Source organism: Streptomyces prunicolor (genome assembly GCF_045162825.1).
GTDB classification, from domain to species: Bacteria; Actinomycetota; Actinomycetes; order Streptomycetales; family Streptomycetaceae; genus Streptomyces; species Streptomyces prunicolor.
The window spans coordinates 8,362,883-8,387,699 of record NZ_CP108676.1; the positions used below are offsets into that span (position 1 = coordinate 8,362,883).

Here is a 24,817-nt window from a genome sequence, read left to right on the forward strand (position 1 = left end):
ACGACATGCGACGCCTGTTCCCTGTGACGGATGAAACAGCAGCCCAGGCCTCGAACGGGGCCCCCGGTGCGGATGTGACGGACCGGGAGTGGGGGCTTTCGGAGCTGGCGGAGGTGTACGCCTACCCCGCCGCCGACGGCCCCTGGCTGCGCGCCAACATGGTGTCCACGCTGGACGGGGCCGGTCAGCACGAGGGCCGCTCCCAGCCCATCTCCGGCCCCGCCGACATGCGGATCTTCGGCACCCTGAGGGCACTTGCCGATGTCGTGGTGGTCGGTGCGGAAACGGTACGCCAAGAGGGCTATCGGCCCGCACGCGCGCGTGCGGAGTTCGCGACGGCACGCACGCGTGCCGGGCAGGGGCCCGCCGCCGTGATCGCGGTCGTCACCGCGAGCCTCGACCTCGACTTCTCGCTTCCGCTTTTCGCCTCGCCCCTGGTGCCGACGCTGATCCTGACGGGCGCCCAGGCGCCCGCGGACCGGATCGCCGCCGCCGAGAAGGCGGGCGCCCGGGTGGTGGTCGCCGGGGACGGCGCGGGCGTGGACCCCGCGCGGGCCGTACACGCGCTCGCCGAACTGGGGCACACCCGACTGCTGGCCGAGGGCGGGCCGCGGCTGCTCGGGCAGTTCGTGGCCGCCGGAGTGCTCGACGAGCTGTGTCTGACCCTCTCGCCGACGCTCGTGGCGGGGGAGGCGCAGCGGATCTCCGGCGGGCCGTCGGTTAAGGTTCCCCAGCACTTCGAACTGGTGTCCCTGCTGGAAGAGGCCGGGTTCCTGTTCGGTCGCTACCGTCGGACCTGAGAACGGGCGGAATGATCCGTTCCGTTTGTCTTTCGACGGGCACACTAAATCCGGCAGTACCCGTGCGATCACGGGGCAGGATGGTTTCCGCAGGGCCTGGCAGGCCCACGGAGGAGAGAGGGCCCAAGGGTCCTCGAAGGAGAAAGGGCGCCTGGTGTTCACAAGCGTACTGATGATCGAGAAGGCCCTTACGTCCGCCGACGTGGAGTTCGTCACCACCTTGCACGGTGACGAGACCGTCTCCTTCCACGTGTTGCTCCAACCCCGCGGCGACCAGGCTGACCGCCTGCTGCGGGCCATCGACGACGTCGCCCTCGGCGAACTCGACGAGGCGGCACACGAGCGGGAGACCCCCGAGGGCAAGGACGCGGCGGCGCTCGGCGCGCAGGCCCTTTCGGTGTCCCTGGACGCCCTGCACGCGGCGGGCAGCGCGGCCGAGGGACGGCTCATCGAGGACCACCCGCTGGACGCGCTGAAGACCCTGGTGGACGAGATCGGCGCGGACGAGGTGATCGTGCTGACCGACCCCCACTACGTGGAGGAGTTCTTCCACCGGGACTGGGCCTCGCGCGCGCGTCACAAGGTCGGCGTACCGGTGCTGAAGCTGTTCTCGCACAGCAAGGAGTAGCGGCCGGCGGGACGGTCGGCGGGTGTCCGTGATTGTCAGTGGCACCGCATAGGCTTGCCGCTGAACGTCCGCCGAACCAGTCGCAATCAAGCCGTACGAGCACGCACGCACAGGGAGACACACATGGCACCCGGCCTTCCCACCGCCATGGACCGACCGCACTTCATCGGCATCGGCGGGGCCGGGATGTCGGGGATCGCCAAGATCCTCGCGCAGCGCGGGGCGAAGGTCGCGGGCAGTGACGCCAAGGACTCCGCGACCGCCGACGCCCTGCGCGCCCTGGGCGCCACCGTGCACATCGGACACGCGGCGGAGCACCTCGCCGACGACGCCACCTGCGTGGTCGTGTCGTCGGCGATCCGCGAGGACAACCCCGAGCTGGCCCGGGCGGCCGAGCTGGGCATCCCGGTCGTCCACCGTTCGGACGCCCTGGCCCGCCTGATGGACGGCCTGCGCCCGATCGCCGTAGCGGGCACCCACGGCAAGACCACCACGACCTCGATGCTCGCGGTGTCCCTGACCGCGCTGGGCCTCACCCCGTCGTACGCGATCGGCGGCGACCTGGACGCCCCGGGTTCGAACGCGCTGCACGGCGACGGCGAGATCTTCGTCGCCGAGGCGGACGAATCGGACCGCAGCTTCCACAAGTACGCCCCCGAGGTCGCGATCGTCCTCAACGTGGAACTCGACCACCACGCCAACTACGCGTCCATGGAAGAGATCTACGAGTCCTTCCAGACCTTCGCCGACCGGATCGTGCCCGGCGGCACGCTGGTGATCTCGGCGGACCACGAGGGCGCGCGGGAGCTGACCCGGCGAGTCTCCGACTCCGTGAAGACGGTGACGTACGGAGAGGCGGAGGACGCCGACGTCCGCATCCTGTCCGTCGTCGCGCAGGGCCTGAAGAGCGAGGTGACCGTCCTCCTCGGCGGTGCGGAGCTCACCTTCACCGTCTCGGTCCCGGGCCGGCACTACGCGAGCAACGCGGTCGCGGCCCTCGCCGCCGGCGTCGCGCTCGGCATCCCGGCCGCGGAACTGGCGCCCGCGCTCGCCGCGTACACCGGTGTGAAGCGGCGCCTCCAGCTCAAGGGCGAGGCGGCCGGCGTCCAGGTGATCGACTCCTACGCCCACCACCCGACGGAGATGACCGCCGACCTGGAGGCGATGCGCGCGGCGGCCTCCTCCGCGCGGCTGCTGGTCGTCTTCCAGCCGCACCTCTTCTCCCGTACCCAGGAGCTCGGCAAGGAGATGGGCCAGTCCCTCGCCCTCGCGGACGCGTCCCTGGTCCTGGACATCTACCCGGCCCGCGAGGACCCGATCCCCGGTGTCACCAGCGACCTGATCATCGAGGCCGCGCGCGCGGCGGGCGCCGACGTGACCTTGGTCCACGACAAGGCGGACGTGCCCGAGGCCGTCGCGGGAATGGCGAAGCCCGGTGATCTCGTTCTCACCATGGGAGCGGGCGATGTGACTGACCTCGGCCCGCGGATCCTGGACCGTCTCGCGAAGTAAGGGGCTGAGCTGCATGTCGTACGACGTCGAAAAGCCGGACGAGGAATGGCGCGCGGAGCTGAACCCGGCCGAGTACGCGGTGCTGCGGCAGGCCGGCACGGAGCCCGCCTTCGTCGGTGAGTACACCGACACCAAGACGACGGGCGTCTACTCCTGCCGGGCCTGTGGCGCCGAACTGTTCACGTCCACGGAGAAGTTCGAGTCCCACTGCGGCTGGCCGTCCTTCTACGACCCGAAGGACACCGACGCGGTCGAACTGATCCAGGACCGCTCGCACGGGATGGTCCGCACCGAGGTGCGGTGTGCCCGGTGCGGTTCGCATCTCGGGCACGTCTTCGAGGGCGAGGGGTATGCGACGCCGACCGATCAGCGGTACTGCATCAACTCCATCTCGCTGCGCCTGACGCCCGACGAGGGCTGACGACGCCCGACGCGGCCTGAAGACGCTCCGTGGCGGAGCAACCCTTCGCCACGGGGTTCGCGCGGACTCTATGCTCGTCCGTGGCCACGCGGCCCAGGGCCGGGCGCGTCGGCCGCGCATGTCGTCACAGTCTGTACGGGGGGCTCGGTGCGTACACGTTTCGCCGTACTCGGACCGGTGAGGGCCTGGCGCGGCGACACGGAACTGCCGCTGGGACCCCCGAAACAGCGCGCTCTGCTCGCATTGCTGCTGACCGAGGCGGGGCATCCGGTCGCCGTCCACGAGATCGTCGACGCACTGTGGGGACAGGACCCGCCGGACAGCGCGGTCAACGTCGTCCAGCGGCACGTCGGAGCGCTGCGGCGGCTGCTCGAACCCGACCTTCCGGCCGGGGGCGCGTCCCGCCGGCTGGTGCGCGGCTCGGGCGGCTACCGGCTCGACGTGGACCCCGACAGTCTCGACCTGCTGCGTTTCCGGGCCCTGCGACAGCGAGCGGAGCAGGCCGTGCGGGACGGCGAACCTCCCACCGCCACCGGGCTGTTGATCGAGGCGCTGGCCCTGTGGCGGGGTCCTGCGGCCTCCGGGATCGCGGCCGAGGTGCGGTCCCACCCGGCCTTCACCGCCCTCGACGGCGAGCACCTGGCCGCCGTCAAGGAGGCCGCCGAACTCGCGCTGGAGGCCGGACCGGGCCTGGGCGCACGGGTGTTGGTGACGCTCCGACAGGCCGCCGCGCAGCATCCGTTGGACGAGGGGCTGCAGGCCAGGCTGATCCTGGTGCTCGCGGCGACCGGGCATCAGGCCGAGGCGCTGGACGTCCATCGGACCGTACGCACCCGCCTCGCGGACGAGTTGGGCGTGCGGCCGGGCCCCGAACTCCAGGCCGCTCTGCAGCGGGTCCTCGGTCATGCCCACGCCGAGCGCGCCGCGACGCCGTCCGGAAGCGCGGGATCGGCCGAGGACGCGGAAGGGACGGCACAGCAGGACGCCGTCGCCACGATCCGACCCGCCCAACTCCCCGTGGATCTGCCCGCGTTCACCGGCCGGCGCGGTGAACTCGCCCGTGTCCGGGAGCTGTTGTGCGCGTCCGACGCGCCGGCCTCGACGGTGGTGATCAGCGCCATCGGCGGCATGGCCGGCGTCGGCAAGACGACCCTGGCGGTGCACTGGGCGCACAGCGTCGCCGACCGGTTCCCCGACGGGCAGCTCTACGTCAATCTGCGCGGCTTCCACCCCAGCGGTTCGATCATGAGCGCGGCCGAGGCCATCCGGTCGTTCCTCGACGCGTTCGGCGTCCCCGGGCAGCGCATCCCCGCGGGCCTGGACGCACAGGCCGCGCTGTACCGCAGCCTCCTCGCCGACCGGCGCGTCCTCATCGTGCTGGACAACGCCCGCGACACCGAGCACGTCCGCCCGCTGCTGCCCGGCGCCCCCGGCTGCCTGGTCGTCGTCACCAGCCGCAACCAGCTCTACGGCCTGGTGGCCGGCGAGGGCGCGCACTCGCTGACGCTGGACGTGCTCACCGAGGCGGAGGCGCGCGAGTTCCTGGCCCGTCGGCTGGGCGCCGAACGGATCGCGCACGAACCCGACGCCGTCGCGGAGATCATCACCCTGTGCGGCCGCCTCCCGCTGGCGCTGGCCGTCGTCAGCGCCCGCGCGGTCGTGAACCCGGCCTTCCCGCTCGCGTCCATCGCCGCCGAACTCTCCGACAGCGAGGACAGTCTCGACGCGTTCGCCGGCGAGGCCCCCGCCGCCGACGCCCGCAGCGCGTTCTCCTGGTCCTACCAACTCCTCAGCCCCGCCGCCGCCCGGGTGTTCCGCCTGTTCGCCCTGCACCCGGGACCCGACTGCTCGCTCGCCGCCGTAGCGAGCCTCGCCGGGCAGCGGGTCGGCCAAGTCCGGCCGGTCATGGCGGAGTTGGCTCGCGCGCACCTCATCTCCGAGCCCCTGCCCGGCCGTTACGGCTGTCACGAACTGCTGCGCGCCTACGCCGCCGAACTGGGCCGGGCACACGACTCCGCGCAGGAGCTGGAAGCGGCCCGGCGGCGGATGCTCGACCACTATCTGCACAGCGCGCACGCGGCCGACAGCGTTCTGATGCCCACCCGGGACAGCATCCAACTGCGCCCGCACACCGCCGGGGTGACCGTCCCGCGACTGCCCGACCAGGCGGCGGCGGCCGCCTGGCTGGAGACGAACCGGTCGGTCGTGCTCGCCGCGATCGAGCAGGACGCCCGGCACGGCAGCGGCGAGCACAGCTGGCAGTTGGCCCTGGTCCTGGAGCTGTACCTGGACCGGGGCGGCCGCTGGTCCGAGCAACTCGACGCGCAGACAAGGGCAGTTGAGGCGGCCCAGCGGCTGGGCGACATATCCGGCCAGGCGTTCGCCCACCGCGCGCTCGGCTTCGTCAGCGGTCGCCTCGGGCGGCCGGACGAGGCCGACGCCCACCTGGCGCGCGCCCTGGAGCTGTTCGGCGAGACCGGCGACCGGGTCGGCCTGAGCAGGACCCACCGCAGGCTCGCGTTCCTGGCCAACGGGCGCGGACGGCACGAAGCGGCCCTCGACCACTACGCCGAGGCGAGCGCCCTGTGCCGCGCGGCCGGCCGGCGCGACGGCGAGGCCGGCATCGCCAACGAGGTCGGCTGGACGTACATCCTGATGGGCAAGTACGAGGACGCCCTGACCGAGTGCGGCCATGCGGTCGTGGCCCACCGGGAGACGGGCGACCGCAACGGAGAGGCCGCCGCCCTGGACAGCCTCGGCTACGCCCATCACCATCTGCGCGACCACGAGCGGGCGTTGGAGTGCTACGAGCAGGCACTGCGGCTGTACCGGGAGATCCGGGACCGCTACCTGGAGGCCGACACCCTGGTGCACATCGGCGACAGCCACCGCGAGGCCGACCAGGACACGCAGGCCGAGTCCGCGTGGCGTGAAGCACTCGGCATCCTCGACGAGATCGGCCACCCGGACGCCGAACACGTCCGCCAGCGGCTGACCGACCTCGCTGAACCCGATCGGTCCCGGCGACAGTAAAACGTCAGCGTCCCGAAAGCGGGCCCTGCCTACGCTCCCCGCTCCGCTCCACCCGGAGCCGGAGGCGCGTACGGCATTCCCCTTCAGGACTGGAACATGACCCCCACCACTTCCGCGGACCTCCCCACGACCGCGCACCGCAACCAGCTGCTGCACACCATGATGAGCGACCACGCGAAGGCACTGCTCGCCTACGCCGACAAGCTGCTGAACGACCGTCACACGGCGGAGGACATCGTCCAGGAGACCCTCATCCGCGCCTGGCCGCACGCCGAACGCCTCTACAGCACCGAGGGATCGGTCCGCGGCTGGCTGCTCACGGTGACCCGCAACCTCGTCGTCGACCGGATGCGCAGCGCCGTCGCCCGGCACGAGACCATCGGCGCCGAGGACCGGGACCTGCCCCTGCCCGACCACTCCGGTGCCGTGCTGGCCTCGGTGGAGGCGACCGGCCTGCTGCGGCGACTGTCCCACGAGCACCGGGAGGTCCTGCTGCACACCTATCTGTGCGGCCGGACCGTGCAGGAGACCGCCCGCATCCTCGGGATACCCGCGGGCACCGTCAAGTCCCGCCGCCACTACGCCCTGAACATCCTGCGCGCCGAGGCCGGCAAGGGACTCACACCGGAACGGTGAGTCGGACATCGAGGACCGGAAGGTCGACGTGACCGTCGGCGTCGGTGTGCCAGCGCCAGTGCGCGCCCTCCGCCTCGCCGTACACCAGGCCGGTCCAGCCCGCCCCGCCCGGCCCGCACAGGGCGGCCAGTTCGGCGGCCTCCCGCTCACCCGGCGTGCCCGCCACCACGACCAGTCCCCGAACCGGACGGCGTGCCGCACCGGCGCGCACCGTGCCGCGCCCCGCGTCGGGTGCCACCGGAGCGGGGGCGTCGACCCGGGGAAGCTGCCGCAGCTCCGTCGGCACGGTGAGCGGCAGGGCACTGTCCGCCCCGCGCAGCACGGTCACCGGAGTCTCCGGCCGGGTGCGCGCGATCTCCGCGAGCAGGTTCTGTACGACGTCCCGGGCCACCGCCCGGTCACCGCTCACGCTGAGGACGCCGTCCAGGCGGCTGAGGTCCACGAACACGGGCTCGCCGTCGGCGTCCGTGCCCGCCCGGACGAGACAGGCCGCGGCGATCGAGGCCTGCGAGGCCGAGGTGGTGTCGTCGCCGGGGGACAGCCAGCCGGCGGCGGCCGCAGCGGGGCGGCGCCAGCGCGTGCTGTCGATGTTCGTCCACGGCGCGTCGACCGTGTCGGAGGCCGTCAGCCACACCGTCACACCGGAGCCGTCGACACGCAGCGCGTGCACCGGCCGCTCGGGCTGCTGCCGGCCGGGCGCGAAGTCGCCCAGGGCCCCATAGGCACGGCGTACCGAATCCGCGTCGGTCGCGAACCGGCGGCCCGTTGCCCGGCGCAGCGCCAGCCGGCGGCGGCGCCGCATCGGCTCGCCGAGCCGCCATACGGTGCGCAGGACGGCGGCGTACGCGGTGCGCACCTTCCGCCTGCCCATGATGCCCGCGGTGATCAGGGCGAGCAGGATCGCGCCGAGCAGCGCGACGGCCGCGGCCAGCGGGAACGTGAACGCCGCGGACTTCCCGGCGCTCGGCGCGGCCGACCGCTGTCCCGAACTCGGGGCGGCGGAGGCGGAGTTCTGGCTCCCGGTGTCCCGGGCCAGCTGGACATCGGACCCCGAGGCGTCCTGCGGCAGGCGCAGGATCCAGCCGGGGTGCAGCTGGTCGGCCGCGCTGTTCAGCGTCCCGCCGTCCTTCTGCGCCTGACCGCGGTTGAGGGTGAGGATCTCGCCGGCCCGTGAGGCGTCGCCCAGGGTGGCCGTGGCGATCGACTGGAGGGTGGCGAGCTGCCCGCCGGTCTGCGCCGGGTCCGGGACCACGAACACCTTGATCAGGTCGTCGGCGGCGGGTGCCGCGCTCGCGGCGGCGGCCCCGCCGAGCGCCATGAGGCACGCCGCCAGCAGCGCCGCCAGGGCGTGCAGGAGCGTCCGTGGCAGGCGGCTGTCGGTTGCCGGCCCGTGCTCGGGCCTCGTGCCCGCGCCGTTGGTCATCGTGTCCACCCATGCCCTCCGAGGTTCCGTTGCACCGACTACACGGAGCCGCAGGCCGAGAACGTTCGATGTGAACTCGCCCGAACCTCTCGGGACTTGGCGAGAACGTGCGACGTGAACTCGCTTGAACCTTTTACGACACCGACCCCGTGTATCTGCCGACCACACGTCACAGGCAGCGCACCGGGGGATCGCACATGGCACGTCGGCACTCCAGGCCCGAGGACTTCCAGCTCGTCGGCATGGACTCGGACCCGACACCCGGCGACCCCGACCTGATCCAGGGCGTGATGAAGCGCTACCGCGACATCGGCGACGCGGCGGAGAAGGCGCTGAACGTCCTGAAGAAGGACGGCTCGATCTCGCAGGGCCGCGGTTCGGCGATGGACGCGCTGAAGGACAAGATCGGCGACGACCTCCCGGACAAGCTGACCAAGACGGTGACCTCCTACCACGACGCCGCCCAGGCCTACAGCGACTACATGCCGCGGCTGCGCGAGGCCCAGGAGACCTTCGACCGGGCCGTGGACCAGGCGCAGTCCGCCGCACCGCAGGCGAACCAGGTGCCCAAGGAACTCGGCGCGAATCCGACCGACGCGGAGAAGTCGCAGGCGCGCAGCACCCAGGACGCCATCGACGCCGGCAAGGCCCAACTGGGCGCGGCCAGGAGCCTGGCCGATCAGGCCAGGACGATGCGGGAGAGCGCGCAGCGGCAGTGTGCCGACGTGCTGGACCGGGCGGCGCAGGAGGCGATTCCGGAGCGGAACATCTTCCAGAAGATCGCCGACTTCTTCAAGGACTTTCCGTTCGTCCAGATCCTGCTGGCAGCCCTCGTCGCCGTCGTGGCGGTGTTCTTCCCGGTGGTCGGCGCGCTGCTCGGCGGGGCGTTGTTCCTGTTCAACCAAGTTGTCGCCAGTCAGACCGGGGGTATCAAAGCCGGCGACTTCATCCTCGGTCTGATCGGGATCGTCCCCGGCGGCGCCCTGCTGAAGCTCGGCGGCAAGGCCGTCCAGGCGATCGCGCCGGCCGCCGTGGCCGCCGTGAAGAGCTCCGGGTTCATCACGAAGACCGCCGGCACGATCACCAAGGTCGGTGAGTCCCTCACCAACAGCAAGATCGTCAGCGGTGTCCTCGCCAACCCGATCGGCAAGGTGGCCACGGAGGTCACCGGCAAGTTCCTGACCAACTCGGCGCTGGAGGCGGCCGGGAAGGCGGCCAACGGCGACAAGATCACGGCCGCGGGTGTCTTCGCCGGAGCCGCCGCCGGGGCCGTGGCAGGCATCGCATTCAAGGGCGGCATCGGCGCGATCGGCAAGCGGCGCGGGAACCCCGACGTGGAGGTGGGCAAGGGCGGCCGGTTCGGCGACACGTCGGAACCGGCGGCGGCGGACAGCCTGGGCAAGCGGGCGTCCGACCAGGTCGGCAACTTCGTGGAGGAAGGCGCCACCCTCGGCACGAAGATCGGCGTCGGCGTCGCCCAGGGCGGCGACCTCAACGAGGTGGCGGCGGGCGAGATCGCCAACTCCGCGTCGAAGCTGGCCGTAGGGCCGGTCGGTACGGCGGGCCTCGGCCGCGTGGTCGACGGCCTCACCGACAAGATCCCGATCAAGGGCCAGGTCAGGCCGGTGCCCGGGGTGCCGAACGCGCCCCCGCCTCCGCCGCCGGCACCCGTCGTACCCCCGCCGCCACCCCCGCGCCCGGTTCCGGTGGAGCCCGCCGATGTGCCGTTGCCGCCTTCGCCCACCCGCCCGGTGCCACCGCCCCCGGCGCCCACGCGTCCCGCTCCGGTGGATCCCGCGAATGTCCCGCTGCCGGACTCGCCCACCCGCCCGGCACCGGCGACCCCGGTGGACCCCGCCAACGTGCCGCTGCCGCCCTCGCCCACCACCACGGGACGGCCCGCGGTCCCGCCGATCAACACCTCCGACGCGCAGGCGAACGCCGGCACCGCGTCACCGTCCGACGGATTCGTCACCGCACCGACCAGCCCCACGAGCCCCACGCCGTCCGACGGGTTCGCCACCGCACCGACGAGTTCCACGGACGGCGCGGACACCGGCAACGGCAACGCCAACTAGCCCTCCCGCACCGCCCGTTCGCGCACCCAGACCTCCATCCCCGAAGGGATGGACCGCACCACCGACAACCTGCAAGGAGAACTCCCATGCCCAACTACGCCGTCAACTCGGACACCACCGCGTCCACTTCGCAGGCCCTCCTCAACGACTTCTCCCAGCTCCAGGACAAGCTCAACGAGGTCAAGGGCAAGATCTCCACCCTGCTCGCCGACGGCTACAGCACGCCGGCCGCCCAGCAGAAGTTCTCGCCCTTCTTCGACGAGTTCGCCAAGGGCTTCGACCAGGTCAACCAGGGCCTGCAGGGCATCGGTCAGTACGTGAAGGCCGTCGGCGAGGCCTTCGACCAGACCGACAACCAGCTCGGCTCCAACCTCGGCTGACCCACCGGCCCGGTCCGCCACCACGGCGGGCGGTGCCGTACCCACCTCTCCACCAGAAGGATGATGAGCAGTGCGATTGACCGTCAGCGTTCGTGATCCGCAGGTCGAGGGGGTGTCCACCACCGTCGCCGTGGAAACCGAACCCTCCGCGCAGGCGGGCCGGTTGGCAGCCGAGCTGGCGCGGGCCGTCGGGTACGCGGGGGTGGCGGCGGGGGAGCCGCCCCTCTACATCGGCCCGACGCCCGTCGAACCGCACACCACCCTCTCGGCGGCCGGGGTGCGCGACGGCATGGACCTCGGACTCGGCGCTCCCGTACCCCGGGAGCCCGAGCCCGAGGGTCGCACCGAGGTCCGGGTGGTCTCGGGACCGGGCGCCGGAACCGTCTTCCGGCTCGTCCCGGGCGACTACGACATCGGCAGCGGACCGGTGTGCCGCGTCCGCCTCGCCCCGGGCACGCCGAGCCTCGCGGCCCGGGTCCGGGTCCGGCTCGACGGCAGCGCCCAACTCCTCATGACCGACCGGGCGTTGCTCGACGGCAAGCCCGCACAGGCGCCGTCCCCGTGGCGGGAGGGCAGCCAACTCGCCGTCGGCGACATCCTGTTGGAGCTGACCTCGCAGCAGACGGCCCGCGCTCCGCTGACCCCGGCGCAGGACGGTCTCGGCCTGGAGTTCAACCGGCCGCCGAGGTTCCTGCCGCCCGCCGCGGGCGCCAAGTTCCGGCTGCCGACCCCGCCGGTCAAGCCCGACAAGCGGCCCATCCCGCTGCTCCCGATCCTGCTGGTGCCCGCGGCCAGCGCCGCGATCGCCATCTTCGTCACGCACCGCTGGTCCTTCGTCTTCATCGCGCTGCTCTCCCCGATCGCCGCCCTGATCACCCAGTTCGGCGGCCGCAAGCAGGCGATGCTCAAGTACGTCGAGAAGAAAGAGGAGTACGAGCAGACACTGGCCCGCGTGCGCGCCGACGTCGACGCCGCCGTACTCGGCGAACAGCACAACCTCCGCCTCTCCCTGCCCGATCCGGCCACCCTGCTCCAGATGGCGGTCCAGCCCTCGGAGCGGCTGTGGGAACGCCGTTGGCAGGACCCCGACTTCCTCTCCGTCCGCGTCGGCACCGCCGACCTGCCCTCCTCCGTCAGCGTCGACGACCCGGACCAGGACGAGCACCGGCGCTCCACCGTGCCGACGCTGAACCAGGTTCCGGTCAGCGTGGCGCTGCGCAGGGCCGGCGTCGCGGGCGTCGCAGGACCGGGCGCGACCCGGCTGGCCGGCTGGCTGGCCGCGCAGGCCGCCGCTCTGCACAGCCCCACCGACCTGCGCCTCGTCGTCCTCGCCGGACCGGACGGTGAACGCGACTGGTCCTGGATCCGCTGGCTGCCGCACACCCAGGCGCAGGGCGAGGACGCCTACGCCCTGATCGGCTCCACCGCCGACTCCCTGGCCCGGCGCATCGGCGAACTCGGCCAGCTCGTCGCCTCCCGAGTCGCGGCCGGATCCGACCTCGTCCGCGGCGGAGCGAACGGCTACCCCGACATCCTCGTCGTCCTCGAACAGGCCCGCCGCGCCCGCTCGTTGCCCGGTGTGATCGCGCTGCTGCGCGACGGCCCGTCCGTGGGCGTCCACACCATCTGCATCGACCGCGAGGAGCGCCTCCTCCCCGAGGAGTGCGGCGCCGTCGTCGTCACCGAGGCGGGCGCCACCACCTCCAGGGTGCGCACCGGCTCCGGCGCCGCGCTGGAGAACGTCCGCAGCGACTCGCCCGAGTCCGACTGGTACGAGCACTTCGCCCGCGCGCTGGCCCCTCTGCGCGGCGTCGGCGACAGCGACGAGAGCGCACTGCCCGGCGCCGTACGCCTGTTGGACCTCCTGAAGGTCGAACCGCCCACCGCCGAGGCCGTCGTAGCCGGCTGGTCGCTGGGCGGCCGCAGCACCCGGGCCGTCCTCGGGATCGGCTACGACGGTGAGTTCGCCGTCGACCTGGTGCGCGACGGCCCGCACGCCCTGATCGCCGGCACCACCGGCTCCGGCAAGTCCGAGCTGCTGCAGACCCTGGTCGCCACCCTCGCGGTGGTCAACCGGCCCGACGAGATGACCTTCGTGCTCGTCGACTACAAGGGCGGCAGCGCCTTCGCCGAGTGCGCCGACCTGCCGCACACCGTCGGCCTGGTCACCGACCTCGACACCCGGCTGGTGGAGCGGGCGTTGGTCTCCCTCGGCGCCGAACTGCGGCGCAGGGAGACCCAGTTGGCGCAGGCGGGCGCCAAGGACATCGAGGACTACCTCGACAAGCGCTCGCGCGGCGGCAACGTACTGCCCCCGCTGCCCCGACTGCTGCTGGTCGTCGACGAGTTCGCGTCCATGGTGCGCGAACTGCCCGACTTCATCTCGGGGTTGGTCAACATCGCGCAGCGCGGCCGGTCGCTCGGCATCCACATGGTGCTCGCCACCCAGCGCCCCGGCGGCGCGGTCACCCCCGACATTCGCGCCAACACCAACCTGCGCATCGCGCTGCGCACCACCGACACCTCCGAGAGCCGCGACATCATCGACGCACCCGACTCCGGCGAGATCTCCCCGGCCAACCCCGGCCGCGCCTACGCCCGGCTCGGCCCGTCGGCCCTGCTGCCCTTCCAGTCCGGCCGCGTCGGCGGCCGCAGGCCCGGCGGCCAGCCCGCCGAAGGAACCGAAGTGGTCGTCCGCGCCGAGCCGGTGACCTGGCAGAACCTCGGCGGCCCGCTGCCGAGCGCCCGCTCCCGCGGTGGTTCCTCGGCCGCGCAGACCGAGGCCGTCACCGACCTCGCCGTACTCACCGGAGCCATCGCCCAGGCGGCCCGGCTCGCGGACGTACCCCGCCAGCCGAGCCCCTGGCTGCCGGCCCTGCCCACCCTGCTCCCCTGGACGGCACCGCCCTCGCCCAAGCCCACCCTTGAGCGCGAAGCGGCCCTGCCCACCGTCGAGTACGGCATGGTCGACCTGCCCGCACAGCAGACCCGCACCGCGCTGGTCCTCGACCTCGACCGGGCCGGCCATCTGCACATCGTCGGCTCGCCCCGCAGCGGACGTTCCCAGACCCTGCGCACCCTGGCCGCCGCCCTCGGCCAGGCCCACGGTGCCGACGACGTCCACCTGTACGGCATCGACTGCGGCAACGGCGCGCTCAACGCCCTGACCGCGCTGCCGCACTGCGGCGCCGTCGTCGACCGCAACCAGATCGAACGCCTCGGCCGGCTCCTGGACCGGCTGGGCGCCGAACTCACCGCGCGCCAGAGCATTCTGGGCGCGCGGGGCACCGCCGACCTCTCCGAACTGCGCGGCAGCCAGCCGCCCGAGGAGCGGCTCGCCCACATCGTGCTGATGGTCGACCGGTTCGAGGTCTTCGAGCGCGAGTTCGCCTCGTACGACAACGGCAGCTACATGGAACGCATGATCCGCCTGCTGCGCGACGGAGCGGGCGTCGGCATCCACGTCGTCCTGGCCGGTGACCGGGTGCTCGGCGGCAGCCGGTTCTCCGGCACCACCGAGGACAAGATCGTCCTCCGGCTCAACGACCGCCAGGACTACTCCAGCGTCGGCATCCCCACCAAGTCCGCGCCGACCGACCCGGAGCCGGGACGCGGCATCCGCACCCAGGACCTGAGCGAGGTACAACTCGCGGTGCTGGGCGAGGACTTGTCCGGCACCGCCCAGGCCGAAGTCCTGCTCGCCCTGGGCCGGGAACTGACCGAGCGCGAGGCCGCGGTCCCCGCCGCACGCCGCCCGATCCGCCTCGACGTGCTCCCCGACCGGGTCACGTACGCCGAGGCACTCACCCTGCACACCCGCAGCGGGCCGATGCGTCCGCTGGTGGCCGTGGGCGGTGACGTCCTCACCTCGCTCGGCCCCGACCTGACGGACGTACCCACCTTCGTGATCGCCGGACCGCCGCGCACCGGACGGAGCACCGCCCTGCTCGTCGCGGCGGAGTCACTGCTCGCCGCGGGCGCCGGCCTCATCGTGCTGGCGCCCCGCCGCTCACCGCTGCGGCAGCTGCTCGGGCGGCCCGGCGTGGCCGCCCTCATCACCGACGCCGAGGTGACGGTCGACGAGTTCCGGCAGACGCTGGGCAGCGTGCCCGAGGAGTACGGCGTGATCGTCGTGGACGACGCCGAACTGTTCATGGGCGCCGAGATCGACTCCGACCTCGCGCTGCTCGCCCGCGGCGGCGCGGGCACCGGCTGGGGCGTCCTCGCGGCCGGCAACGCGGAGTCCCTCGCGCTGAGCCTGGCCGGCTGGATGGGCCAGGTGAAGCGCAACCGCACCGGCATGCTGCTCTCCCCGCAGGGACTCAGCGACGGCGAGGTCATCGGCGTGAAGCTCACCCGGGGCGTCGTCGGCCAGGCCCCACAGCCGGGCCGGGGCCTGCTGCACCTGGGCGACGGCACCCTGCGCTCGGTCCAGGTACCGCTCCTCGAAGCGGAACTCTAAAAGCCGGAGGTGCACCCCGAGTCCCCCCTCGGGGTGCATCTCCTTCCAGCGGAACACCGAAGGGCGGCCGGACCAAGGAGGTCCGACCGCCCTTCGGCATGCCGTACGACGTGCTGCTCAGGCGGCGACGCCCTCGGCGCCGTCCGGGGAGACCTGGACACCGTCGTCCGTCACGAAGCGGAAGGTGCAGGTGATGGCGTCGAAGAGGTCGTACACCTCGTTCTTCAGCGGCAGGTTGGGGCTGGCGAGGGTCACCACGAGGAAGTCCTCCGTGCTGCCGGGCACCGGCATCATGGTGTGCATCGTCAGCAGCTTGACGTCGATGTCCCCGGTCAGCCGGGTCACCTCGGTGCCGGTGACGCGGGCCACCGTGCCCACATGGGGCACCTTCGCCGACGTGATGACCCGGTCCTTGGGCGCCACACCGTTCGCCGAGGAGACACCGAGCCGCGCGGACAGCACGGGGAGGGTGAGCTCCTCGCCCTTGGGCGTATTGACGGCGAAGACCATGCCGTACGCCATGAAGAGGCCCTCGGTGTACATCGTCGCCGTGCCCGCGGCCAGCAGCGCCCCGTAGCGGCGGGCCGCCCGCGTCACCTCCCGGCCCTGCCGGAACATGTCGTTGATGCGGGCCTTCTCCCGGGGGTCGTCGGTCGAGGCCAGGGCCTGCCCACGGGTGCGGGCCAGTTCCTCGCCGCTCAGGTCGACCTGGTCCCAGGAGTCCGGGATGTCCAGCAGAAACCGCTGTGCCGTGCTCACTTGCCGCTCCCGCTGTCGAGGTTGGACACCGCGTCCTGGTCGGTCTTCTCGAAGGAGTCCAGGATGCTGCCGATCGCGTCCTTGATGCCCAGCACCTGTTTCTGCAACTGGCCCTTGCCGTCTTCCCACTTGTTCTCGAAGTTCTGGGCGGAGCCGCGGGAGAGCTCGGGCCCGAAGGCCGCGTCGAAGTCGAACGTGTTGTGTCCGATGTCGATGTTGTCGTGCACGAAGCCCAACATGTCCTGGGCCTCCTTGAGTTCACTCCCGGGGATGTTGACGTCCGACGCCACTGCGGGCCCCCGTTTCTGTGCGATGAGGATGCGATGAGGAGGTGTCTCTGGTCTGTGTCTCTGGTCCGTCTCTGTCCTGAACACGAGGTCGGGGGCCCGAATCGTTCACCGGCATTGAACCGTTGCCGGGGCTGTCTCGTGTTGCCCACATGACCCCGCTCCAGACCCGCCCGCTGTCCTCGAAGAGCACCGCGCGCCGTGCCGTTGTCGCATCCCTTCTCGCCCTGACCGGTGTGGCGAGCCTCTCGGCCTGCGGCAAGACCATCTCCATCGGCGACAGTTCGGCCCCCGCCGCCTCGGCCCCCGCGTCGTCGGCCGCTCCGGCATCTCCCTCCGCGTCCCCTTCGGCCACGACGTCCGGTCAGGGCGGTGGCAACTCGGCGCTCCAGGTGGTCGATTCGACGGCGAAGGACAACGGCCTCACCGGCACCGGCGGGACCGTGGTCGGGGCCGTGGTGCAGGAAGCGCCGCCCAAGTGGGTGCAGTTGGCGGCGGTAACCTCGACCTCGCTCTCCGCACCGCACCTGATCAACATCAATCAGGCCGCGCTGTACCGCTTCGACAAGGACACCGCTTCCCCCTCCAAGTCGAACTGCAACGACGACTGCGCGGTGAAGTGGCCGCCCGTGACCATCGAGGAGGGCGGCAACGTCTACCTGGCGGGCGTGAACCCGAAGCAGGTCGGGGCCATCCGCCGCGCGGACGGCCAGGTCCAGATCACCGTCGGCGGCTGGCCCGTCTACCGCTTCTCCGGCGACAGCAAGCCGGGCGACCTGAACGGCCAGGGCGTGGGCGGCACTTGGTTCGCGGTGGGCCCGACCGGTAACAAGGCGACGAGCTGAACCCACCGGCCGAACCCACGAGTTGAAGCTACGAGCCGGTCGTCCCGAAGGTGACCTTGTAGTAGCAGGCCCCCTTGCACGGCATCGTCGCCCCGTCGTCGAAGGCGTACGCATAGGCATAGGGGGCCGCCCGCTTGAAGACCTGCGTGTAGTCGACCGGCCACTTCGACGGCACGCAGTTCTCACGGCCCGCCCAGGCGCCGCGGCAGCAGTACGTGTCGCCGCCGAACGCCGCGCAGGGCGGCTTGCAGCCGACGACCTGACCGCCCGAGGTGGCCCGCATCGCGGTCGGGCAGTCGACGTCCGAGGTGCAGACACCCTTGTAACAGCCCGAGGAACTGACCGGGTCGGTGGTCGTGGTGTGCGAGATGTTGATCCACATCGGCAGGTTCGAACCGTCGACCATGCTCACGTCGTAGAAGTCCATCCCCGCGTACGCGTCGAACGTGAACTCACCCAGTGTGGTGGGCGGGTTGGCGCCCTCGCACACGCTGGTGCAGTCACCGGTCGCGCAGTGCCCTGCGGCCGTCGAGGTGCAGCCGGTCCGCCCCCAGATACGGCCGCCCCAGTTGTTCGCCACGGTCACCGACAGGCTCTGGCCCGGGGCGAGTCGGCGGCCTTGCGGATAGACGGCCGTGTTGGTGACGACCGCCCAGACCGTCTTCGGGGTGCGGTTGACGACCGTGATCAGGCGCTTGCCGGCCGGGGCCGTCGAGGCGTGCGGTGTCGGTTCAACTGCCTTGGCGGTGGGCTTGCTTGGGCTTGTGCTCTTCTTCGAGACGGAGGCATTGGGGGACGGAGAGGCCGAGGCGCTGTGACTCGGGGAAGGCGAGGGCGAGGGCGACGCGCCGGTGGACACGGCCGGGCGCGCGGCCGTGTCCTGGTGGGCTGTTGTGGTGCGCGTGCCGTCCGTTCCGGACGGCGTCCACACGCTGTAGGCGATCAGCACGGTGGCGGCCGTCGCGACGGCGGCTGCCCCGACGTACCACCAGCGTCGGCGGTGTCGCGGTGGGCTCGCGCTGTGCCTTCTGCGTCCTCGTGCCATCGTCCTCGCGCCTTCCTCATGCACTCCGGATGTGTCCCTGCCTATCGGTGACCTTCTCGGTGGCGGCCGGACAACATAAATTCGGACGCGACCGGCCGATTTCTTTTGTTGTCCTGTTTTCTGTAGTCCTTGCGCGCGTCGGCGGTCTCCGAAGCAGAGAGACGCCACGGCCGGACCACACGCGGAGGAACACCCAGATGCCCAAGAAGCCCAGGAGCGGACCCGACGCGGGCCTGGTGACCGCCGCGTGCGCGGGCGACCGGCAGGCCCTGGATCACCTGCTGACGCAGTGCCTGCCGCTGGTCTACAACATCGTCGGCCGGGCCCTGAACGGTCACGCCGACGTCGATGACGTCGTACAGGAGACGCTGTTGCGCATGGTGCGGGGGCTGCCCAAGCTGCGGGATCCCGCCGCGTTCCGGTCCTGGCTGGTGGCCATCACGATCCGACAGGTACGCGACCGTGAGCAGATACGGGCCGCCGACCGGGACCGCAGGGCGCACCTGGAGGACGCGGAGGCGATCACCGACCCCGCACTCGACTTCGCCGGACTGACCATCCTGCGGCTGGGGCTGACCGAGCAGCGCCGTGAGGTCGTCGAGGCCACCCGCTGGCTCGACCCGGACGACCAGGAACTGCTGTCCCTGTGGTGGCTGGAGGAGACCGGCGAACTCGAACGCGCCGACCTCGCCGGTGCGTTGGGCCTGTCCGACCGGCACGCCTCGGTCCGGGTGCAGCGGATGAAGAAGCAGATGGAGGTCTCGCGGGTTGTGGTGCGGGCTCTGGTGGCCGAGCCGCGCTGCACGGAATTGGACGAGACGGCCTCGACCTGGGACGGCACACCAAGTGCCCTGTGGCGCAAGCGATTTGCCCGGCACATCCGTGGCTGCGGGGTGTGCCAGGGGTTGGACGAGGGGCTGCTCCCGATGGACCGGCTGCTCAGCGGGCTGCCGCTGGTGGCGGTACCGGCCCGGTTCGACGTGTCCCGGATCCTGGACGCCGTCCCAAGTGCCGTTCCCTCAGGGCATGGTGGAGCACGTCGGCGACACGGGCGCCGGTCCGCCCGTATCGGCGGCAAACAGGTCGTGGGTGGTTCGGCGGCGGTCGCCGTCGTCGTGGTGGCCGCGCTGGTCGCGCCCCGGCTGACCGGCGGTTCCCCTTCTACGACGGCTGTGGCATCGCCCGCTCCGGTGGTCAGCGTGACCCCGAGCCCCACGCCCTCGGCGTCTCCGAGCGCGTCGCCGAGCCCGTCCCCGACACCGAAGGCCAAGCCCAGTCCGTCTCCCTCCAAGCACACCGCCGCCGCCCCCGCGCACATCGCCTCCGGTGCCAAGAAGGGGGTCGGGGTGTGGTCGTTCGGCGGGGTGAGCCAGGCGCTCGCCGCGAGCGGGGCGAGCTGGTACTACACCTGGTCCACGCAGCACTCGGGGATCACGACGCCCTCGTCGGGGTCGTTCGTGCCCATGATCTGGGGAGCGAAGTCCGTCACCGACTCCTCGCTCGCCCAGGCCCGGTCGTACGGCCCGTATCTGCTGGGGTTCAACGAACCGGACATGGCACAGCAGTCGAACATGACCGTCGACCAGGCGCTGGAGCTGTGGCCCAGGCTCATGGCGGCGGGCAAGATCCTGGGCAGCCCCGCGGTCGCCTACGGCGGGGACACGGCGGGTGGTTGGCTGGACCGGTTCATGTCCGGGGCCGAGGCGAAGGGCTACCGCGTCGACTTCATCACCCTGCACTGGTACGGCGGCGACTTCCGCACCCCGCAGGCTGTCGACCAGCTGAAGTCGTATCTGGCGGCGGTGTACGCGCGCTACCACAAGCCGATCTGGCTCACCGAGTACGCGCTGATCGACTTCTCCCAGGGCACCCGCTTCCCGACCGCGCAACAACAGGCCGACTTCGTGACCGCGTCCACCAAGGCGCTCGACGGGCTGTCGTATGTGCAGCGCTACGCGTGGTTCGGGCTGGGCGCTGACCCGTCGAAGCCGAGCAGCGGTCTCTTCACGGACGGTACGACGACGACCGCGGCGGGCCGGGCCTTCCAGTCCGCCGACTGAGCAGGCCCGGCCGCATCACCTGGGTCAGGGGCTCACCCCCCAGGTGATGCGGTAGCCGCACTCTCCCGAGCAGGTGAGGACGCTGGTCGCGTCGTCGTTGACGTAGGAGTAGGCGAAGGGCTCGGCCTTCTTGAACACGGCCGCCGAGTCGACGGGCCAGGACGAGGGGACGCACTGGGGGCGTGCGGCGTAGGCGCCGGTGCAGCAGGTCTGGTCCGTCTTGAAGACCAGGCAGGCGCTCAGGCAGGCCACGACCTTGCCGCCCCGGATCCGCTGCAACTTGGTGGGACAGGTCGCGTTGGCGTCCCGGGTGCAGCCCGCGGCGGAGCAGCCGTTCGCGTCGAGCTTGTCGCGGGACGAGCCGCCGTAACTGTTGATCCACATCGGCAGGTTGTTGCCCTCGACCAGGCTGACGTCGTAGAAGTCCATGCCGTTCCAGGCGTTCAGGTTGAACTCGGCCAGCGTGGACGGGAATTCGCCCCAGGTCGAGCCGCACTGGAAACGGCCGCAGTCCCCGGTCGCGCAGTGGCCGTCACCGGCCGCGTCGAAGGAGCAACCGGTGCGCGCCCACACCCGGACGTCCCAGTGGTCGGGGACGGCGAAGCTGAGGCTGGCCCCGGGCTTCAGCACCCAACCCGTCGCCTCCACAGGGTGTTTGGGGTCCGCCGCGATCGCGGGCCAGATGGTCTGGTCGAGGCGGTTGACGAGGGTGACGGTTCGCTTGCCGGGGGTCGCGGCCTTCGGCTGACCGGCCGCGCGGGACGGCGAGGGGCCGGACTTGGACGGCTTCCGTGCGTCAGGGGTGGGCGAGGGGGAGGGCTTGGCGCTCGGCGATGACGTCGTCGTGGGCGAGGGACCGGGGCGGGACGGGGTGCCGGCGGTCGCCGTACCGTGCGCGGACGACGGGCCGGCGACCGTGCGGTCTCCCGGGGTTCCCGTCTGCGCGCGGGTCAGCAGTACGCCGGTCACCACGGCGAGGCAGGTGAGGACCGCCGCGGCGGCCATGCCTGCCTGTCTGCGTCCCGGGCGGGGCGCGCGGCGGTGGCCCGCCACGGATCGTGCACGCCCTTGGCGGCGGATGGACAACCGGCAACGAGGCATCTCTCAACACTCCTGTCCGTTCCCACGTCTCCGTCGCGCGGCGATCCGGCCGACGGAGTCTTCCGTAGAGGAGACCGGCGGGCCGTGTGCCGGACAACGGAAACAGGGCCGGCAATACGCACGAGGTGAGCAGCGCTGGACACAAGTCGATCAGAAGTTGGCAACCCGGCCGTGATTGTTCCTCCATCGTTCCGCCGTACATTGCGGCTGCGGGACCGAAAGATCATCTGATCGGCCCGGGAGTCCGGACATCCGCGACCCCGATACCCGCGACCCTGTTCAGAAATTGCTCTGGAGACACATCGATGAAGATCGCCAGACGTCTTGTCCTCACCACCGCGGCCGTCACCGCCGTGGCCGCCGGCACGCTCGTGAGCGCCACCGTCGGCCAGGCCGCCACCCCGCAGCCGCCGCTGCGCCTCGGCGTCACCGTGCCCGACGCGCTGAAGGTCCCCGACGGCAACAAGCTCACCGGCGTCTTCTCCGCCGCCGGCGTCCAGACCTACACCTGCACCAACAGCGCCTGGACGCTGCTGGAGCCGGCCGCCACCCTGTGGGCCAAGAAGGACCCCGCCAAGCGTTCCGTCGCCCTGCACTCGCGCGGCCCGGTGTGGGTGTCCACGGTGGACGGCAGCGCCGTGAACGGCTCCGCGATCGCCAGTTCGCCCAAGACGGGCGCCATCCCCGAACTGCTGGTGAAGGCCACGGCCACCCGCGGCACCGGGACGTTCGCCGACGTCTCCTACGTCCAGCGCCTGGCCACGAGCGGCGGCGTCGCCCCCACCACGGCCTGCACCGGCACCAGCACGGACCAGGTCAGCGTGCAGTACACCGCCACGTACGCGTTCTACAAGCCCGCCAAGTAATTCGGCGGACGGCGACGGCAGTGGCTCCCGGGTACTTCCGAGGGGGCCACTGTCGGCCGCTCAACTCCCTTGCGGGGGCTCCTGTTCGGCCCTGATCCGGCCGTGCACCTCCCAGTCCCACACCGTCTCGCGCACCTCGTCGAGGGCCCGGGCCAGATGCCGGCGGTACGTGCTGAACGCCATGTTGAGCTTCCGCGCCACCGCGTCCTGGGTGGACGTCGAGTGGTAGGTCAGCGTCAGCACGTCGTGCAGATGTCGGGTGCGGGGATGGGCGTTCAGCCGCTGTACGGCCTTGCCGATCAGGTCGCGCAGCGCGGTCACCGGGTCGCCCTCGCTCAGCTCCTCCACCAGTCGGCTGCGCAGCAACGCATTGTCGGCGAGGCCGCCGGGGTCGAGCCAGCCGCGCAGCGCCTCCCGGACGGCGGCGTCCGACTCCTCCCGACTCAGCGGTGCGACACGGGACTTGGGCTTCCCGGCCGTCGCGGCCGGTGCCCCGCCGAGCAGGCGCGCGTCGATCCCCTCGGCCCACTCCTCCGCCCGCGCCGCCCGCCAGTCGTGGCAGAACAGGCCGTACCCGCGCTCGGCGTGGACGGCCCGCCGGGGCGGCTGGAACATGCCCAGGTACGTCATCAGCGGCGCCCAGAACTTCGGTTCGGCGCTGACGAAACAGGACCAGGCGCAGTGCTTGGCGCGCAGCAGCTCGAAGACGATCCGCATCCGCACCAGGTCCCATGACCGCGAGGGGCGGTGGTGGTTCTCCCCGTGCACCATGAACCGCGCCACACCGAGATGTTCACCCTGGCGCGGGGGAGTCATCGCGGAGACCAGCTCCCACGCCTCCGCCGTCACCGGGTCGGCCGCCCGGGTCTCGTCGTCGAGCGCGTCGATCCTCAACCAGGCCATGAATCCCAGCAGTTGACCCGTCTCGCAGCTCCGGTGGACATGGAACGCCTCGGGCTGGCGCCTCAACCAGTAGGAGACCGCGCGGGCGTTGTGCTCGCCCTCGACCTCGCGGGTCAGCTCGATCAGCGCGGGGGCGTCCTCCGGGCGCATCGGCTGCTCGTGGACGTCGGCCTCGTCCCGGGCGCCCTGGAACTCCCTCAGCCACTGCGCTCTGGAGACGATGTGGTTGAACTCCCGTGCGGCGCGCAGGGCTTCCTTCTCCGGCGCGTCGCGCACCCGCCCCACCAGATGGCGGCGGATCGTGCGGTGCATGGCCTTGTAGCGCTCCGGGTCGCGCCAGCGGAAGTCGCTGTCGAGGGCGTCACGGACCACGTCGTACGGGCACACCCCGAAGGGGCCCGACTTCATGAACGACAACTGCCGTAGCCAGGCGAAGAGTTCGGTGGCGTCCTCGCCCGGGAGCGCCACGCGCAGCAACTCCTCGGTGGTGTCCGCGACATGGCCGCACACCTCCAGCGCCCGCCGGTGGGCGGGCGAGGGCGGTCTGCCGACCATATGGGTCAGCAGCCGGTCGACGACCGTCCGTAACGGAGCCCAAAAGACCTCGTCCGTCGCGGCATTGTCGTGAGTCGCGGCCTCCGCCACCAGGCGCAGGGCGAGCGGATGACCCGCGGCGAACCGGAGGAGCGAGGCGTGCGGTGCGGGGTCGGCGCCCTGCGCGGTGAGCAGTGCCGCCGCGTCCGCGGGCCCCAACTCCCGCAGGGGCACGACCTGGAGGACCTCGCTCCACGCGAGGTCCGCCTTCCAGAGCGGGTCGGGCGCGTGCCGTCCGGCGACGACGACCAGGGCACCGGCCGGCAACCGGGGCAGGAAGCGGTCGCGTATCCACTCCTCCATGTCCCGGTAGCGCTCGAAGTCGTCGACCAGCAGGACAGCGTTGTCGCGGGCGAAGACCTCGGCGGTCGCCTCCTCGAAGGCCGACGGCGAGAGCTCGACCGTACGGGCGTCGACGCCGACGACCGGCCGGCCCGCGGCGCGTGCCTCCGCGCCGAAGCGCTGCAACAGCGCGCTCTTCCCCATGCCGCCCGGGCCGTGCAGCACGATGACCATCGGAGCACCGGGTTCGCCGGCCAACGCCCGCCGGAACAGGGCGAGTTCCTCGTGCCTGCCGACGAAATTCTGCAGCCGGGCGGAGGCCAGCTTGTCCGCCAGCCGACCGTTCCCGGCCGAACTGCCGTGTCCGTCCGCCGAGTTGTCGTCGCCGGGGCCGGACCGCAGGGCGGAATCGTCCTTCGCCATGCCGTTCCCCTCCCCGGAGTCGAGCGCTTCGGGCCGCTGCGAAACCTACCGGGTCGGGATGGACGACGGGATACGGCGCGACCTTACGTAGGGCTTACGGACGACTCGACCGATCGCCGGAGGGATGCCGACCGGACGCCGAACGGGGCGCCGTAAACCTGCGAGGGGGCCGTCCGTGGAAACCCGTACCGACCCGCTTCTTTGTCCTATTCGTGCTCGTTGAGGAACGCGGAAGGGTCCGAAGCCCTCCTTCTGTGTGAAGGAAACAGCACAGGCAAG

General features: G+C 71.7%; 18 protein-coding genes. 12 read left to right on the top strand and 6 right to left on the bottom strand.

The window, feature by feature from the left end; translation table 11 throughout:
• Positions 1–5: 5 nt before the first annotated feature.
• The 6 genes from OG588_RS38150 (at position 6) to OG588_RS38175 (ending at position 7,030) form a co-directional block, all read left to right on the top strand.
• Positions 6–800, top strand: a complete 795-nt coding sequence (locus OG588_RS38150) for a pyrimidine reductase family protein (RefSeq protein ID WP_405951196.1) — start codon at positions 6–8, stop codon at positions 798–800.
• 154 nt (positions 801–954) lie between these two features.
• Positions 955–1,428, top strand: a complete 474-nt coding sequence (locus tag OG588_RS38155; RefSeq protein WP_019063353.1) for a hypothetical protein — start codon at positions 955–957, stop codon at positions 1,426–1,428.
• A 123-nt stretch (positions 1,429–1,551) separates the two neighbouring features.
• Positions 1,552–2,940: a UDP-N-acetylmuramate--L-alanine ligase gene (gene murC, locus OG588_RS38160; RefSeq protein ID WP_405951197.1), complete on the top strand. Its 1,389-nt coding sequence runs from the start codon at positions 1,552–1,554 to the stop codon at positions 2,938–2,940.
• A 13-nt stretch (positions 2,941–2,953) separates the two neighbouring features.
• Positions 2,954–3,361, top strand: coding sequence for a peptide-methionine (R)-S-oxide reductase MsrB (gene msrB / locus OG588_RS38165; protein WP_266863018.1), 408 nt, complete (start codon positions 2,954–2,956; stop codon positions 3,359–3,361).
• 147 nt (positions 3,362–3,508) lie between these two features.
• Entirely contained in the window at positions 3,509–6,394 is a 2,886-nt protein-coding gene (locus tag OG588_RS38170) for an AfsR/SARP family transcriptional regulator (protein WP_405951198.1), read from the top strand.
• A gap of 96 nt (positions 6,395–6,490) precedes the next feature.
• Positions 6,491–7,030 (top strand): sigma-70 family RNA polymerase sigma factor, encoded by a 540-nt coding sequence (locus OG588_RS38175; protein ID WP_405951199.1) that lies wholly within the window; start codon positions 6,491–6,493, stop codon positions 7,028–7,030.
• Here OG588_RS38175 and OG588_RS38180 read toward each other — a convergent pair.
• On the bottom strand, positions 7,014–8,462 hold the full coding sequence (locus tag OG588_RS38180; protein WP_405951200.1) for a hypothetical protein: 1,449 nt from the start codon (positions 8,460–8,462) through the stop codon (positions 7,014–7,016). The two genes, OG588_RS38175 and OG588_RS38180, sit on opposite strands and share 17 nt — an antisense overlap.
• Before the next feature lie 188 nt (positions 8,463–8,650).
• Between OG588_RS38180 and OG588_RS38185 the strand changes: the two genes are divergently transcribed.
• The 3 genes from OG588_RS38185 to OG588_RS38195 all read left to right on the top strand — a co-directional run bounded on the left by OG588_RS38185 (position 8,651) and on the right by OG588_RS38195 (position 15,373).
• Positions 8,651–10,531 carry a putative T7SS-secreted protein gene (locus tag OG588_RS38185; RefSeq protein ID WP_405951201.1) on the top strand — a complete coding sequence of 627 codons (1,881 nt, stop codon included), beginning with the start codon at positions 8,651–8,653 and terminating at the stop codon, positions 10,529–10,531.
• Between the two features lie 86 nt (positions 10,532–10,617).
• Complete coding sequence (locus OG588_RS38190) at positions 10,618–10,911, top strand: WXG100 family type VII secretion target (protein ID WP_019063359.1); 294 nt, start codon at positions 10,618–10,620, stop codon at positions 10,909–10,911.
• 70 nt (positions 10,912–10,981) lie between these two features.
• Complete coding sequence (locus tag OG588_RS38195; RefSeq protein ID WP_405951202.1) at positions 10,982–15,373, top strand: FtsK/SpoIIIE domain-containing protein; 4,392 nt, start codon at positions 10,982–10,984, stop codon at positions 15,371–15,373.
• Positions 15,374–15,490: 117 nt separating this feature from the next.
• On the opposite strand, the gene OG588_RS38200 is transcribed toward OG588_RS38195, so the two are convergent.
• Both OG588_RS38200 and OG588_RS38205 read right to left on the bottom strand, forming a co-directional pair.
• On the bottom strand, positions 15,491–16,132 hold the full coding sequence (locus tag OG588_RS38200; protein WP_366092914.1) for a hypothetical protein: 642 nt from the start codon (positions 16,130–16,132) through the stop codon (positions 15,491–15,493).
• On the bottom strand, positions 16,129–16,422 hold the full coding sequence (locus OG588_RS38205) for a hypothetical protein (protein ID WP_019063362.1): 294 nt from the start codon (positions 16,420–16,422) through the stop codon (positions 16,129–16,131). The genes OG588_RS38200 and OG588_RS38205 overlap by 4 nt, the downstream gene beginning before the upstream one ends.
• A gap of 149 nt (positions 16,423–16,571) precedes the next feature.
• Between OG588_RS38205 and OG588_RS38210 the strand changes: the two genes are divergently transcribed.
• Positions 16,572–17,264, top strand: a complete 693-nt coding sequence (locus OG588_RS38210) for a hypothetical protein (protein ID WP_405951203.1) — start codon at positions 16,572–16,574, stop codon at positions 17,262–17,264.
• Between the two features lie 28 nt (positions 17,265–17,292).
• Here OG588_RS38210 and OG588_RS38215 read toward each other — a convergent pair whose 3' ends face one another.
• The gene (locus OG588_RS38215) at positions 17,293–18,309 is read right to left on the bottom strand and encodes a thaumatin family protein (protein ID WP_405951204.1); all 1,017 of its coding nucleotides are present in this window, start codon (positions 18,307–18,309) and stop codon (positions 17,293–17,295) included.
• A 197-nt stretch (positions 18,310–18,506) separates the two neighbouring features.
• On the opposite strand from OG588_RS38215, the gene OG588_RS38220 reads away from it, so the two are divergent.
• Entirely contained in the window at positions 18,507–20,369 is a 1,863-nt protein-coding gene (locus OG588_RS38220) for a sigma-70 family RNA polymerase sigma factor (protein WP_405951205.1), read from the top strand.
• A gap of 24 nt (positions 20,370–20,393) precedes the next feature.
• Here OG588_RS38220 and OG588_RS38225 read toward each other — a convergent pair whose 3' ends face one another.
• The gene (locus tag OG588_RS38225; protein WP_405951206.1) at positions 20,394–21,374 is read right to left on the bottom strand and encodes a thaumatin family protein; all 981 of its coding nucleotides are present in this window, start codon (positions 21,372–21,374) and stop codon (positions 20,394–20,396) included.
• Positions 21,375–21,775: 401 nt separating this feature from the next.
• Between OG588_RS38225 and OG588_RS38230 the strand changes: the two genes are divergently transcribed.
• A complete protein-coding gene (locus OG588_RS38230) occupies positions 21,776–22,336 on the top strand; it encodes a DUF3455 domain-containing protein (protein WP_405951207.1) in 561 nt (186 codons plus the stop codon).
• A 60-nt stretch (positions 22,337–22,396) separates the two neighbouring features.
• On the opposite strand, the gene OG588_RS38235 is transcribed toward OG588_RS38230, so the two are convergent.
• A complete protein-coding gene (locus OG588_RS38235) occupies positions 22,397–24,538 on the bottom strand; it encodes an ATP-binding protein (protein ID WP_405951208.1) in 2,142 nt (713 codons plus the stop codon).
• Between the last annotated feature and the right edge of the window lie 279 nt (positions 24,539–24,817).

What these genes read in the sequence shown, in the direction of transcription:
- OG588_RS38225 (WP_405951206.1), bottom strand. Translation starts at nt 21,374, where the DNA reads ATGGCCGCCGCGGCGGTCCTCACCTGCCTCGCCGTGGTGACCGGCGTA.
- OG588_RS38210 (WP_405951203.1), top strand. Translation starts at nt 16,572, where the DNA reads ATGACCCCGCTCCAGACCCGCCCGCTGTCCTCGAAGAGCACCGCGCGC.
- OG588_RS38220 (WP_405951205.1), top strand. Translation starts at nt 18,507, where the DNA reads ATGCCCAAGAAGCCCAGGAGCGGACCCGACGCGGGCCTGGTGACCGCC.
- OG588_RS38235 (WP_405951208.1), bottom strand. Translation starts at nt 24,538, where the DNA reads ATGGCGAAGGACGATTCCGCCCTGCGGTCCGGCCCCGGCGACGACAAC.
- OG588_RS38150 (WP_405951196.1), top strand. Translation starts at nt 6, where the DNA reads ATGCGACGCCTGTTCCCTGTGACGGATGAAACAGCAGCCCAGGCCTCG.
- OG588_RS38215 (WP_405951204.1), bottom strand. Translation starts at nt 18,309, where the DNA reads ATGGCACGAGGACGCAGAAGGCACAGCGCGAGCCCACCGCGACACCGC.
- OG588_RS38175 (WP_405951199.1), top strand. Translation starts at nt 6,491, where the DNA reads ATGACCCCCACCACTTCCGCGGACCTCCCCACGACCGCGCACCGCAAC.
- OG588_RS38230 (WP_405951207.1), top strand. Translation starts at nt 21,776, where the DNA reads ATGAAGATCGCCAGACGTCTTGTCCTCACCACCGCGGCCGTCACCGCC.
- OG588_RS38190 (WP_019063359.1), top strand. Translation starts at nt 10,618, where the DNA reads ATGCCCAACTACGCCGTCAACTCGGACACCACCGCGTCCACTTCGCAG.
- msrB (WP_266863018.1), top strand. Translation starts at nt 2,954, where the DNA reads ATGTCGTACGACGTCGAAAAGCCGGACGAGGAATGGCGCGCGGAGCTG.
- OG588_RS38185 (WP_405951201.1), top strand. Translation starts at nt 8,651, where the DNA reads ATGGCACGTCGGCACTCCAGGCCCGAGGACTTCCAGCTCGTCGGCATG.
- murC (WP_405951197.1), top strand. Translation starts at nt 1,552, where the DNA reads ATGGCACCCGGCCTTCCCACCGCCATGGACCGACCGCACTTCATCGGC.